The organism is Streptomyces sp. CA-251247 (assembly GCF_050952975.1).
Lineage (GTDB): Bacteria > Actinomycetota > Actinomycetes > Streptomycetales > Streptomycetaceae > Streptomyces > Streptomyces achmelvichensis.
On the sequence record NZ_CP191861.1, the window covers coordinates 555,624 to 568,556 of the forward strand.

The following is a 12,933-nucleotide window of genomic DNA, read 5'->3' on the forward strand; positions in this document are numbered from 1 at the left end:
GGCGGAGAAATCGTGGGACGTTCGCCCCTTTGGCGGCGTGGGAAACACGTCTGCCGGAGCCCGGTGGGGCTCCGGCAGACGCGGGGCGGAAGGTCAGGTTTCCGCCCGTGCTCCCGCCGCCGTGAGCAGGGCGAGGGGGGTCGCCGCCGCCCACGCCTGGGGGGAGCACGCATGGGGGTAGGGGACGGGTCCCTCGTCCTCCTGCCGGGTGTTGCCGGCGATCACTTCCGGCAGTCGGTCGCCGTGGCGGGCCGCGGCCTCGACGAGCGCGGCGGTCAGGGTGGCGGCCTCGGCGTGCAGGCCGTGGCGGGCCAGGCCGAGGGTGATCACGGCGTTGTCGTGCGGCCAGATGCTGCCGCGGTGGTACGACAGCGGGTGGTGGGGGGCCTGGCCCGCGGCGAGCGTACGGATGCCCCAGCCGGTGAAGAAGTCGGGCTCCAGCAGCCGTCGGCCTACGGCTTGTGCGTGGACGTCGTCGAGGATGCCGGACCACAGCAGATGGCCGGCGTCCGAGGCGAGCGCGTCGACCTGGCGTCCCGCGCCGTCGAGGGCGAGGGCGTAGAAGTGCTGCTCCGGCATCCAGAAGTCGGTGTGGAAGCGCTCGCGCAGGGCTTTGGCGTGGGCGTCGAGCTCGTCCGCCCACGCGGGGTCGTCCCAGACGGTACGGGCGAGCTGTGCCGATCGGCGCAGTGCGTCGTAGGCGTAGCCCTGCGCCTCGGCCACGGCGATGCTGCCCGTCGCCTGGGTGCCGTCGGTGAAGCAGACCGCTCCCTCGGAGTCCTTCCAGTTCTGGTTGAGCAGACCGTGGGTGTCGGCCTCGTAGGTGAGGTAGCCGCGCTCGTCGAGGCCGCCGTCGGCGAACATCCAGCCGATGGCGGCGCGGGCGTGGGACTCGAGCCGTCGGGCGAGGGAGGGGTCGCCGGTCTGTTCGGCGTGGGCGCCGAGCAGGGTGAGGAACAGGGGGGTGCTGTCGACCGATCCGTAGTAGCGGCCGTAGGGCACCTGACGGAAGTGGGCCAGTTCGCCGTGGCGGATCTCGTGCACGATCTTCCCTGGCTGGGCGATGCGTGCCGGGTCGTATGCGGTCGCCTGGGTGGCCGCGAGGGCGCCCAGGGTGGCCTCCGCGAGCTCCGGCCGGTAGGGCAGCGCGAAGTGCGAGGTCAGCAGCGAGTCGCGGCCGAAGAGGGTGAGGAACCACGGCACGCCGGCGCCGGGTACCAGCAGGTCCTCGCCGTCCGGTCCGACGGCTGGGACGCGCAGCCGGGCGAGGTCGCGCAGGCCCTGCTCGCAGGCACGGACGAGCTCGTCGGAGACGTCCCGTACCGGAAGCGGGGGCTCGTCGGTGAAGTCGTCCCTCTCGCGCCGGATCAGCGCCAGGACCGAGCGGACGTCGGGCGGCCCGACGGGGCTCGGGTCGGCTCCACCCGCAAGGGCGGTGACCCTGACGGTGATCTCCGCAGTGCCGTGCGGGGAGAGCCGGACGCGCCAGGCAAGGGTTCTGAGCGTTCCCCGGGATGCCGGGGTCACCGCGGGCTCCGGGTCGGCGGTGACCGTGGTGTCCGCCTGCCACTCCTCGCGGTGGTAGGCGAAGCGGGTGCCGTCCACCGAGTCCGAAACGGTGATGTGGGCGCCGGCCTTGTCGTAGATCCGGCGGTCGCTGCGCAGTTCGAACTGGTCGGCGAAGTCCGCGTCGGCATCGATGGCGACGATGACCGTGATCTCGCGTGCGGTGTTGTTGCCGAGCCGCAGGTTCTCGGTCAGCCGGCCGTGGAACAGGGCCTGTCGGCGGTGCAGTGTCCACGGCGACGGTTCGTCGCGGGTCGCGGCCGCGGTGAGCACGGCGGCGGCTCCCCCGTCACCGTACGCCGGCACGAGGACGGTCGGCTCGGTGCCGTCCACCGTGAGGCGCCAGTGGCTGAGATGGCGGGCGTCGCGGACGAACAGTCCGTCGGGTGAGGTGCCGCGGGTGCCGGAGATGTCCCCGCCGCCGCTGAGTGCGGCGAACGTGCCGGCGTGCACGAGCAGCTGAGGTGCCGTCATCGTGTCCCTCCCCCGCGATGGACGTCGGCCAGCAGGTCGAGGACGACGGCGGCGGTCCAGCTGAAGTCGGTGGTCCCCCGCGCCTGGCCGGTGTACGGGTCGACGTACTCGGCGAAGCCGGACTCCGCACCGGCCGCGAGGACGGACTGCCGCAGGGTGTCGGCACAGTCCGCTGTGCCGTAGTGACGGAGTCCGCGTTCCAGCACCCAGTTGATGTTGAACCAGGCGGGCCCGCGCCAGTAACGCGAGGGATCGAAGGAGTGGCCGCGCAGGTCGTAGCTGGGGGTGAGGGCGGTGGTCGAGCCCAGTCCGAAGTGCTCACCGGCCGCGGTACGCAGCAGGGTCCGGGCGATGCCGTCGGGGAGGCCGGGAACGGCGAGCGGCAGGAGGCCCGTGACGCTCTTCTCCTCGATGGCCCGCCCGGCTCGTACGTCGTGGCAGAGGAAGAGGCCGGCGTCGTCGTCCCACAACCGGTCCACCAGGGCGTCCGTCAGACGGCGGGCCTGGGCCCGGTGGGACTCGGCGTCGTGTCCCAGGGCCTGGGCGATGTCGGCGAGCGCGTACTCGGACAGGATCAGCAGGGCGTTGAACCCGGGGTCCTCGACGACGAAGGAGTGCTCGGTGCCGGCGTCGCGGTATCCGTGGTCGCGGTAGTCGCCGGCCAGGCGGACATAGCGTCCGTAGTCCAGGTCGGTGGGCCGGTCGGCGGCGTCGCCGTGGGTGAGGTCGGCGCGGCGGAACGAGGCGGCGGGGGCGGGCTCGACGCGGGCCAGGGGCTCGTCCCAGCAGGGGCTGTTGTCCATGCCCGGCTCCCACGGGTGCAGGACGGCAGCCAGTCCCCGGCCGCCGAAGTCCCGGTGGCGGGTGAGGTAGTGGTGCCAGGCGACGAGCCGTGGGTAGAGCCGTTCGAGGAAGCCGCGCCGCCGGGAGGTCTCGGGATCGCTCTCATGGACGAGCGCGGCCGCGAGTGCGTGGACGGGCGGCTGGACGATCCCGGAGGTCTCGATGCCGGCCGGTGCACCCGCTGCCCTGCCCGCGGAGGTCGACTGCCAGAAGTCGGGGCTCGGGAAGTAGGCGTCGAGCGGCACCGCCGGGTTGAACACGATGTGGGGAATGCGTCCGTCGGCCCACTGGCCGCCGAGCAGGGTCTCCAGTTCGCGCTGTGCGCGGCGCGGTGAGAGGTGGCGCAGCCCGATGGCGATGAAGGCGGAGTCCCAGCTCCACTGGTGCGGATAGAGGGTGTGGGACGGCACGGTGGACGCGCCGGTCCAGTTGGTCAGCAGCACCCGGGCGGCCGCCCTCTCCACGCTTCGGTGGTCGCGGACGGCGCTCGGGGCGTCGGGGAGGGTGATCGTCATGCTCCCGACCTGCGCAGGAAGCCGGGAATGGAACGGACCGCGGCGACCGGGTCGCCGGTGAGACGGCATTCGGCGGCGAGGTACCCGCCGTAGCCGATGGCGTGCAGCGCGGAGAGCCAGGCCGGCCAGTCGAGGTGTCCGGCGCCGGGCTGGAACCGGTTGGAGTCGCTGACCTGGGCGTGTCCGATGTACGGCGCGGCCGCGAGGATCGAGGCGGCGGGGTCCGCCTCCTCGATGTTCATGTGGTAGCTGTCGATGCCGATCTTCACCGAGTCCAGGCCGACGGTGCGGATCAGTTCCACGGCCTGCTCGAGGCGGTTGACCATGTGGTCCTCGTACCGGTTGAGGGGTTCGAGGTAGAGGCTCACGCCCTCGCGCCGGGCGTGCTCGCCCAGTTCGGTGAGGCCTTCGAGCAGGACGGTGCGCTCCTCGTCCTCGCCGCGGGGCGGTTCGAAGGGGGGCAGCCGGCGGGAGAACATGCCGTACGAGGCGGGCGTCTGGGCTCCCGTGCCGCCCAGTTCGCCGATGACGGACAGCTGGGACTTCATCTGGTCGATCGCGTCGCGGCGAAGGTCCGCGTCGAACGCCCCGAAGAAGTGCAGCATGTCGACGCACACCGTGGGCATCACGACGCCGTCCTTGAGGGCGGCGCGCAGTTCGGGGAGCCGGCCCTCGAAGTGGCGGTCCCCCTTGCCGCGCAGTTCGATCGCGTCGTAGCCCGCGGCCTGGGCGACGTCCCACTTCTCCTGGAGGGTGTCGCCGGGCAGCAGTTGTTCCTGGCAAGCGGTCTTGAGCATGGGTGGATGGCCTTTCAGAATGCCAGGACGACCTGGAGCGCTTCGGCGGGTCGCTCGTCGAGCAGGTGATAGGCGTCGGCGGCTTCCTCGACGGGCACGACATGGCTGACGAGGGACCGGACGTCGACCTGCCCGGAGGCGACCAGGGCGAGGAAGGTCTGCTGCAGGCGCTCGACGCTCCAGCGGGCGGACAACTGCGGTGGTACGCCGCCGATCTGGGAGCAGATCAGCTGGACGCGGTTGTGGTGGAACTCGTCGCCGAGCCTCAGTCCCGCACCGTCTCCCTGGTAGAAGCCGGAGGCGACGACACGGCCGTCGACGGCGACGGACCGCAGGGCCTCGTGGAGGGCGGGGTAGACGCCACTGATCTCGATCGCGGTGTCGGCGCCGCGGCCGCCGGTGGCTTCGCGGATGCGCTCGGCGACGGCGTCGGTACGGGCGTTGAGCGTGTGGACCGCTCCGTACTCCTTGGCGGTGGCGAGCCGGCTGTCGAGCGCGTCGACCGCGGTGACGCGTGCGCCGTTCAGATGCGCGAGGCGGGTGGCGAGCAGTCCGATGACGCCCTGGCCGAAGACGGCGACGTCCTCGCCGAGGTGGATGTCGCTGGAGAGGACCGCGTTGTAGGCGATGGCACCGACGCGGGCGAACGCGCCGGCCAGGGGGTCCAGCCCGTCGGGCAGGGTGTGGCCGCGCATGCGCTCGGCGGGGACGATGCCTTCGCTGCGGTGGCCCCAGATGCCCCAGACCAGGTCACCGGCGACGGGCATGCCGGGAGTGCCGACGAGCTCGGGCGAGACCTCGGTGACCTCGCCGACCTCGGAGTAGCCCCAGCCCGCGACGGGGTATTCGATCCCGGCCGCGCCGTCGCGGAAGAGGCGCGCCTCGGGGTCCCAGGTGCGGGTGAGGTAGGGGTTCGTGCCCCGGTAGGCCGTGAGTTCGGTGCCGGCCGAGATGCCGGAGTAGCGGGTGCGGACCCGTAGATGGCCGGGCGGCAGCGCGGCACTGGCGTGCTCGGCGACGTCGACCTGGCGGGGGCCGGTGAACTGGACAACACGTTCCACGAGGGGCTCCGAGGGGGTTGGACTCTCCACTTAGGTCGAAGATATCCCAGGCTTATGTCTTGTCAACACGCAAAAGTGATGCTGAGATGCTTTCGAACTCGACATAAGCACGGTGAGGACATCACATGCTCAAGTGGATCCGTCGGTCAAAGGCGACGGCGGCGGGCCTGGCCGCGATCGTGGGCCTCGGCGGCCTGGCCGGCTGCGCCGACCCCGGCGGCGCGGCCCGGCCGGACAACAGGATCACCGTGTGGTCCCAGGAGAACCTTCCTCCGCGGATGGCGGCGACCAACAAGATCATCGACCGGTTCGAGAAGCAGACCGGCATCAAGGTCGACCTCGTCGGTGTGGACGAGGGCCAGCTGCCCCAGCTGATCATGTCGGCGGCCGCCGCCGGCAAGCTGCCCGATGTCATCGGCGCGGTCCCCATGGGCCAGGTCTGGCAGATGTACAGCAACAAACTGCTGAACACGCAGGTCAGCCGCGAGATCGTCGACAGCCTCGGCACGAAGACGTTCAACGCGAACGCCCTGCGGCTCACCTCGGAGGGCAGCACGCAACTGGCCGTCCCCTCCGACGCCTGGCTGCAGCTCCTCGTCTACCGCAAGGACCTGCTCGCCCAGGCCGGACTGCCGGTCCCCGACACGTACGCGAAGCTGCTCCAGGCCGCCAAGGGACTCGACACCAAGGGCCGTGACGGCATCTCGGTCGCCACCGACCCGGGCGATGTCTTCACCCAGCAGAGCTTCGAGAACCTCGCCCTCGCCAACGGCTGCCGTCTCGTCGACGAGCAGGGAGAGGTGCGGCTCGACTCACCGGCCTGCAAGACCTCCTTCGATCTGTACGACAAGCTCGGCCGCACCTACGGAGCCCCCGGCACCCAGTCCGTCGACTCCACCCGGGCCAGCTACTTCTCGGGCACCTCATCGATGATCGTCTGGTCCTCCTTCCTGCTCGACGAGCTGGCGGGACTGCGCAACGACGCACTGCCCAGCTGCTCCGCGTGCAAGAAGGACAAGGACTTCCTTTCCGGCAACAGCGGCATCGTCACGGCGCTCAAGGGGCCCGACGGCGCCGAGCCCGCCCAGTTCGGCGAGGTCACGTCCTGGGCGGTCACCCGGACCGCGGAGACAGCGGCGTCCAAGAAGTTCGTCGAGTACATGATGAACAGCGGCTACGAGGACTGGATCGGCATGGCGCCCGAGGGCAAGATCCCCGTCCGCCCGGGCACCGCCGACGACCCGGACCGCTACGAGCGCGCCTGGCGTGACAGCGAGGTCGGCGTCGACACCCGCAAGCCCATGAACGAGGTGTACTCCGCGGCGCTGCTGGACCAACTGACCCAGGGCGTCGGCAACATGAAGCGCTGGGGCATCACCGAGGGCCAGGGCGCCCTGGTCGGCGCCACCAACGGCGAACTGCCCGTTCCCAAGGCGCTCGGCGCCATGACGAGCGGCCAGATCTCGCCGGGCGAGGCCGCCCGCGAGGCGGACGAGGAAGTCTCCGCCCTGCAGAAGTCCCTCCAGTAACCGCGGCCCCTGCCGCCCCGTCGAGGATTGCCATGACCACTGCACCACCCGGCGCACCGAAGCGCCGCCATCTGACCTCCGGACAACGCCAGAACCGGGCCGGACTGGCCTTCGTCACCCCGACCTTCCTGGTCGTCCTGGTCGTCGTCATCATCCCGATCCTGTGGACCGTCCTGCTGGCCTTCCAGAACGCCAGGCTCGTCGACATCCAGGGCATGAGCCTGTTCGGGAACTGGTCCCTGGACAACTTCAGCAAGGTCTTCGGCTCCACCGGATTCTGGTCCAGCCTCAGCACCACACTGATCTACACCGTGGGAGCCACCGCCGGATCCGTCCTGCTCGGCCTGATCGCGGCGCTGGCCCTGCGCAAGCCCTTCCGCGGCCGAGGCGTGCTGCGCGGCTCGATGCTGCTGCCGTACGTCGCACCCGTCGTCGCCGTCGCCTTCGCCTGGGAGGTGGCGCTCAGCCCGCAGTACGGCATCGTCAACGAGTGGGGCTCGAAGCTCCTCGGCTGGGACGACCCGATCGCGTTCCTGTCCACCCGCTCGTACGAGGTGAACGTCCTCGGCGCGCACTTCGACATCCCCCTCGCGCTGCTGACCGTCATCGTCTTCGAGATATGGCGGTACTTCCCCTTCGCCTTCCTGTTCCTCCTGGCCAGGCTGCAAGCCGTCCCGGAGAGCCTCGAGGAAGCCGCCCGGGTGGACGGCGCCACCCCGACACAGCGGTTCCGCCACATACTGCTGCCGCAGCTGATGCCCGTCATGGCACTGCTGTGCGTCCTGCGCTTCATCATGACGTTCAACAAGTTCGACGACGTCTACCTGCTCACCGGCGGCGGCTCCGGCACCGATGTCGTGGCCGTGCGTGTCTACGACTTTCTCACCGCCCGCTACGACGTCGGCGCGGCCGCCGCACAGGCCCTGATCCTGGCCGGCGTGCTGGTCGTCCTGCTCGGCATCTACTTCATGTTCTTCGCCAAGAGGGTCCAGGAGGAGGGGTCATGACCCGTACCCAGTTCGAGGAGAGACTGTTCGGAGTGCTGCGGTGGGTGACCATCGCCTTCCTGGCCGTCATCACCATCGTGCCCTTCTACTACATGCTCCTGCTGTCGGTGAAGCCGATCGACGCACTGCTGCTGGACCCCGGCTCCCTGTGGGTGTCGGCGACGGACTTCACACTCGACACCTACCGCGCGGTGCTGCGGCCGACCTCGGAGGGTGGCCAGGGGTTCCTGCGCCTGCTCGGGAACTCGGCGGCGGTCTCCCTCGGAACGGTGCTGCTCACCCTCGCCGCCGCCGTGCCCGGCGCCTATGCGATCAGCCGGCTGAAGTTCTTCGGCAGCAGGCAGGTCGGCGCGATCTTCCTCGCCGTCTACCTCTTCCCGGCGACCCTGCTGGCCGTACCGCTCTTCGTGATGTTCGCCAAGGTCGGGCTGTCCGGGAGCCTGCTGGGCCTCGCCATCGTCTACATCGCCCAGACGGTGCCCGTGTCGATCTACATGATGAAGAACTACTTCGTCACCATCCCGTACAGCATCGAGGAGGCTGCGGCGCTCGACGGCTGCACCCGCTTCCAGGCACTGCGCAAGGTGATCCTTCCGCTGGCGCTGCCGTCGCTGATGGCGACCGGGCTGTATGTCTTCATGATCGCGTGGAACGAGTTCCTCTTCGCGCTCCTCTTCCTGGCCGCGGACCCCGACGCCTGGACGGTTTCCCTCGGTCTTCAGCAGCTCGCCAACGGAATCGAGGTCCCGAAGACCGTCCTCATGGCAGGCTCCGTCGTGTTGACCATTCCCGTGGTGCTGTTGTTCTTCGCCGCGGAACGTTTGCTGACCGAGGGTCTGACCAGCGGCGCGGACAAGAGCTAGGAGTCGAGAACCATGCCGGCGAACCAGGCGAGTGCAGGCCATCTGCTGCAACTGATCCGCAGCGGACAGGCCACCACACGGGGCGAGCTCCAACTCGCCACGGGGCTCTCCCGTTCCACCGTGGGCCACCGCCTCGACCAGCTCTTCGACGCGGGCTGGCTGTCGAACACCACAGGGACATCGACCGGCGGACGCCCCTCGGTACGGCTGGAGTTCGACTCCACGCACGCCGTGGTGCTCGCCGTCGACCTGGAGACCCGGCACGGGCGGGCCGCCGTCATCGACCTCTCGGGGCGGATCCTGGCCGAGCACACCGCGCAACTGCTCATCGCCGACGGCCCCGATCTGGTCCTGGACACCGTCGCCTCCTGGTTCCCTGACCTGCTCGCCCGGGCTGCCGTCGAGGCGAGTGCGGTGTGCGGGATCGGGCTGTCGGTACCCGGTCCGGTCGACTGGGACACCGGGCGGGTCGTACAGCCCCCGATCATGCCGGGGTGGGACGAGTACCCGATCCGGTCACGGATGCAGGAGGCGTACGCCCGGCAGGTGAATTCGGCGGCGGCACCCGTCCCGGTCCTCGTCGACAACGACGCCAACCTCATGGCGTACGCCGAACAGCGCCACCACTACCCGGACTGCTCGGCGTTCGTCCTCGTCAAGGTCTCCACCGGTATCGGTGCCGGAGTCGTCGTCGGCGGTGAGCCCTACCGGGGCATCGACGGCGGCGCGGGCGACATCGGCCACATCCGGCTGCACGACCGCTCCGACGCGCTGTGCATGTGCGGGTCCTACGGCTGCCTCGCCGCCGTGGCCAGCGGCCGGGCCATCGCCGGGCAACTGGCCGCGGCGGGTGTCCCCACCTCCTCCGGGTCCGACGTGCGCACCCATCTCGCCGCCGGGCAGCCCGATGCCGTACGGCTGGCGCGTGAGGCGGGGCAACGCGTCGGTGAGGTGCTGGTGACCGTTGTGACCCTCCTCAACCCGGGCGTCCTCGTACTCGCCGGGGACCTGGCCAGCACCCCGTTCCTCACCGGCGTCAGGGAACTCCTCTACCAGCGGGCCATGCCCCGCACCACCGCCCACCTCAACGTGGTCACCTCCCGGCTCGGCGAATACGCGGCCCTCAGCGGAGCGGCCGCGATGGTGGTGGAGCACCTGTACGCCCCCGAACTGGCCGACGCGCGCCTCCAGGCAGCGACCGGCTCGCCCTCCTGACCACCTCCCCCACGCTTTTCGCGCTTTCCTCCCAGGAGCACCCGTGCAGCACGCCTCACCTTCGGACGACTCCCTCCCGGCTCCCGTGCGGGTCGGACTGGTCGGCGCCGGGCCCTGGGCCAGGGCGATGCATGCCCGGATGCTCGCCGCCGGACCCGAGACGACACTGACAGCGGTCTGGGCACGGCGCCCGGAGGCGGCCCAGGAGACGGCGGCTCCTTACGGCGCCAAGGTCGCCGCGTCCTTCGACGAACTGCTGGAGCAGTGTGAGGCGGTCGCCTTCGCCGTCCCCCCGGCGGTGCAGGCGGAACTCGCCGTACGGGCCGCGAAGGCGGGCCGGCCGATGCTGCTGGAGAAGCCGCTCGGCCCGGACCTCGCATCCGCCCGCAGGGTCGCCGACGCCGTCGCCGAACACCGGGTCGTGACCCAGCTCGTCCTGACCAAGCGCTACCACCCCCGCACCCGGGACTTCCTCGCCCGCGCGGCAGGCCTGACGGTGAGCGGAGCGCGGTCCTGCTACCTCCACGGCGCGTTCCTCGGCGGGGACTTCGCCACCTCCTGGCGCCTCGAACACGGCGCCCTGCTCGACCTCGGTCCGCATCTGCTCGACCTGCTCGACGTCGCCGTCGGCCCCATCACCTCGATCCGCAGCAGCGGTGACCCCCGCCGCTGGATCGAGCTGACCTGTGAGCACGCCGACGGAGCCGTCAGCCAGGCATCGCTGTCCGGTTCGGTGAAGCTGGAACGCGCCCGGACGCGGATCGAGTTGTTCGGGCCGGGCGACGAACTCGTCTACGACACGGCGGACATGGACCACGACGAGTGCTGGCCGGTGCTGCGCCGCGAGTTCGCGGCCGCTGTCCGCTCGGGTACCGATCACCCCTTGAACGCGGCGCGCGGCTTGCGGCTCCAGGAACTGCTGGCGATGGCCGAGGGAGTGTCTTCGCGGTAGGACGGTGACATCAGGGTGAGAGCAGGGCCCGCCGGCGGCATCGGGCTCTGCTCGCGATGCATGCGCCGGGGAACGGCGCCGGGTATGAGACCGCCTGCGTGTGATCGACCACGTGCGACCACCGAGGTGTGACTGCCCGCGTGTGACCGCCGAGGTGTGACTGCCGGCGTGTGACCACCCGCGTGTGACCACCGAGGTGTGACCGCGGTCCGCTGCCAGGACGCCGCCGAGTGGATTCCGGTGTGCTCTGTGCCACGTACACTCCCCCCATGGGTTGCACAGACGCGATGAGGGAGTGCCTGCGAAGGGCCCCGTCCGCGATGCGCCCCTTCGCGCCGCGGATCCATTGCCGCGCGCTGCACGGCCACGGCTAGCCATGTCCTGACCGGGCTTCGTCCGGGCACCGGCCCCCGCCTGCGGCCCGACCCCTGTGGGGCGCGGAACGGGCGCCTGCCCTCGTGCTCCCCGCTCGACCGGTGACGGTCCCGCCTCCGCGGCCCGCACCTCTCCACCGCGCACTCCCCTGCACCACTCCCGCGGCCGTTCGACGTGCCGTCGCCCCAGTCGGCGACGGCACACCCCGGACTGTCCGCACCTCCGAGAGGATCCCTGTGAAGTTGAGCGAACTGCTGGCCGGGCACGAGCACGAGGTCCTCGCGGGCGATCCCGACACGGTGATCACCGCCGGAACGTGCTTCGACGCCGATCGCGTGTCTCCCGGATCCCTGTTCATCGCGGTTCCCGGTCATCGCGAGGGCGGTCCCGAGGCCGTCGTCCCAGCCCTGGCGCGCGGCGCCGTCGCCGTACTCGTCGACGCCTCCTCCCCCGCGCTCCCGCCGACGGCGCGGGCGGGAGCCGCCGTGTGCGTGGTGCGGGTCCCTGACGCGCGCACGGCCGCCGCGGTCGTCACCTCCCGGTTCTACGGCGAGCCCGGACGGCAGATGGACATGATCGCCGTGACCGGCACCAACGGGAAGACCTCGGTGTCGTACATGGTCGAGTCCGTGCTGCGGATCTCCGAAGAGGCCCGGGTGGGTGTCATCGGAACCGCCGGCAGCCGGATCGGCGACGAGCTGATCCCCATGCCCAGATCCGTCCTCACCACCCCGGAGTCCCCCGACTTCCAGTACCTGCTGGGCCATATGCGCGACCGCTCGGTGAGCACGGTCGTCCTGGAGGCCACCTCGATGGGCCTGCTGAACCACCGCGTCGACAACGCCTTCATCGACGTCGGCATCTTCACCAACCTCACCCAGGACCACCTGGACGACCACGGCACGATGGAGAACTACCGGGACGCCAAACTGCGCCTGTTCCAGGGGCTGTGCCGGCGCGCCGTGGTGAACGCGGGCGACCCGGTGGGCGCGGGCATCAGCGCGATGATGCCGGATGCGGTGACGACCTACGCCATCGACAGCGAGGCCGATTACCGGGCGAGCGATCTCAGCATGGACGCGTTCGGCACACGCTTCACCCTGCATCACGCCGGACGCCACTACCCGGCGGCCGTTCCGGTACCGGGTCGGTTCTCGGTGTCGAACGCACTGGCCACCGTCGCGGCCTGCCACCTGTTGGGGCACGACCTGCCAGGGCTCATCGCCGCGCTCGGCCTGATGCCACCGGTCCCCGGCCGCTTCGAGCGGTACCAGACCCCGTCCGGCACCGCCGTGATCGTGGACTACGCACACTCCCCCGACTCGCTCGAGAAAGTCCTCACCGCCATCCGGGAGTTCGCCGAAGGAGACGTCATCACCGTCTTCGGCTGCGGCGGCGACAGGGACACCACCAAGCGCGCACAGATGGGCGAGATCGCCGGGGAACTCTCCGATCTGGTCGTCCTCACCTCCGACAACCCGCGCAACGAGGATCCCGAGGCCATCCTCGACCAGATCACTCCCGGTCTGCTGGCCGCGGACGGCCGGTTCAAACGATGCGCGGACCGCCGTCAGGCCATCGACATCGCTCTCGCCGCCGCCGGACCGCACGACATCGTTCTCGTCGCGGGCAAGGGCAGCGAGCCGTACCAGATCGTCGGCGAGCAGTTGGTGCCGTTCAGCGACATGGCAACGGTGCGCGAGCTCGCCGCCGCACAGAACACCGACGGCCGGTGA

Annotated in this window: 10 protein-coding genes; 6 read left to right on the forward strand and 4 right to left on the reverse strand. The window is 70.5% G+C overall.

Annotated features, from left to right (window positions below):
* Positions 1–93 precede the first annotated feature (93 nt).
* Genes ACQPWZ_RS02370 through ACQPWZ_RS02385 form a run of 4 tightly spaced genes read right to left on the reverse strand, consistent with a single transcriptional unit; the run spans position 94 to position 5,256 of the window.
* Complete coding sequence (locus ACQPWZ_RS02370) at positions 94–2,040, reverse strand: glycogen debranching N-terminal domain-containing protein (RefSeq protein WP_433570464.1); 1,947 nt, start codon at positions 2,038–2,040, stop codon at positions 94–96.
* Complete coding sequence (locus ACQPWZ_RS02375; protein ID WP_433570465.1) at positions 2,037–3,398, reverse strand: MGH1-like glycoside hydrolase domain-containing protein; 1,362 nt, start codon at positions 3,396–3,398, stop codon at positions 2,037–2,039. Before ACQPWZ_RS02375 ends, ACQPWZ_RS02370 begins: the two co-directional genes overlap by 4 nt.
* Positions 3,395–4,195: a sugar phosphate isomerase/epimerase family protein gene (locus ACQPWZ_RS02380; RefSeq protein WP_340471440.1), complete on the reverse strand. Its 801-nt coding sequence runs from the start codon at positions 4,193–4,195 to the stop codon at positions 3,395–3,397. Before ACQPWZ_RS02380 ends, ACQPWZ_RS02375 begins: the two co-directional genes overlap by 4 nt.
* A gap of 14 nt (positions 4,196–4,209) precedes the next feature.
* On the reverse strand, positions 4,210–5,256 hold the full coding sequence (locus tag ACQPWZ_RS02385) for a zinc-dependent alcohol dehydrogenase (protein WP_340471441.1): 1,047 nt from the start codon (positions 5,254–5,256) through the stop codon (positions 4,210–4,212).
* A 125-nt stretch (positions 5,257–5,381) separates the two neighbouring features.
* Between ACQPWZ_RS02385 and ACQPWZ_RS02390 the strand changes: the two genes are divergently transcribed.
* The 6 genes from ACQPWZ_RS02390 to ACQPWZ_RS02415 all read left to right on the forward strand — a co-directional run bounded on the left by ACQPWZ_RS02390 (position 5,382) and on the right by ACQPWZ_RS02415 (position 12,933).
* The gene (locus tag ACQPWZ_RS02390; RefSeq protein WP_356703513.1) at positions 5,382–6,785 is read left to right on the forward strand and encodes an ABC transporter substrate-binding protein; all 1,404 of its coding nucleotides are present in this window, start codon (positions 5,382–5,384) and stop codon (positions 6,783–6,785) included.
* A 32-nt stretch (positions 6,786–6,817) separates the two neighbouring features.
* The gene (locus tag ACQPWZ_RS02395; protein ID WP_433570466.1) at positions 6,818–7,792 is read left to right on the forward strand and encodes a carbohydrate ABC transporter permease; all 975 of its coding nucleotides are present in this window, start codon (positions 6,818–6,820) and stop codon (positions 7,790–7,792) included.
* A complete protein-coding gene (locus ACQPWZ_RS02400) occupies positions 7,789–8,655 on the forward strand; it encodes a carbohydrate ABC transporter permease (protein ID WP_313948185.1) in 867 nt (288 codons plus the stop codon). The genes ACQPWZ_RS02395 and ACQPWZ_RS02400 overlap by 4 nt, the downstream gene beginning before the upstream one ends.
* A 12-nt stretch (positions 8,656–8,667) precedes the next feature.
* A complete protein-coding gene (locus ACQPWZ_RS02405; RefSeq protein ID WP_340471444.1) occupies positions 8,668–9,870 on the forward strand; it encodes an ROK family transcriptional regulator in 1,203 nt (400 codons plus the stop codon).
* Positions 9,871–9,913: 43 nt separating this feature from the next.
* On the forward strand, positions 9,914–10,822 hold the full coding sequence (locus ACQPWZ_RS02410) for a Gfo/Idh/MocA family protein (RefSeq protein WP_405567538.1): 909 nt from the start codon (positions 9,914–9,916) through the stop codon (positions 10,820–10,822).
* A 611-nt stretch (positions 10,823–11,433) separates the two neighbouring features.
* Positions 11,434–12,933 carry a UDP-N-acetylmuramoyl-L-alanyl-D-glutamate--2,6-diaminopimelate ligase gene (locus tag ACQPWZ_RS02415; protein WP_405567541.1) on the forward strand — a complete coding sequence of 500 codons (1,500 nt, stop codon included), beginning with the start codon at positions 11,434–11,436 and terminating at the stop codon, positions 12,931–12,933.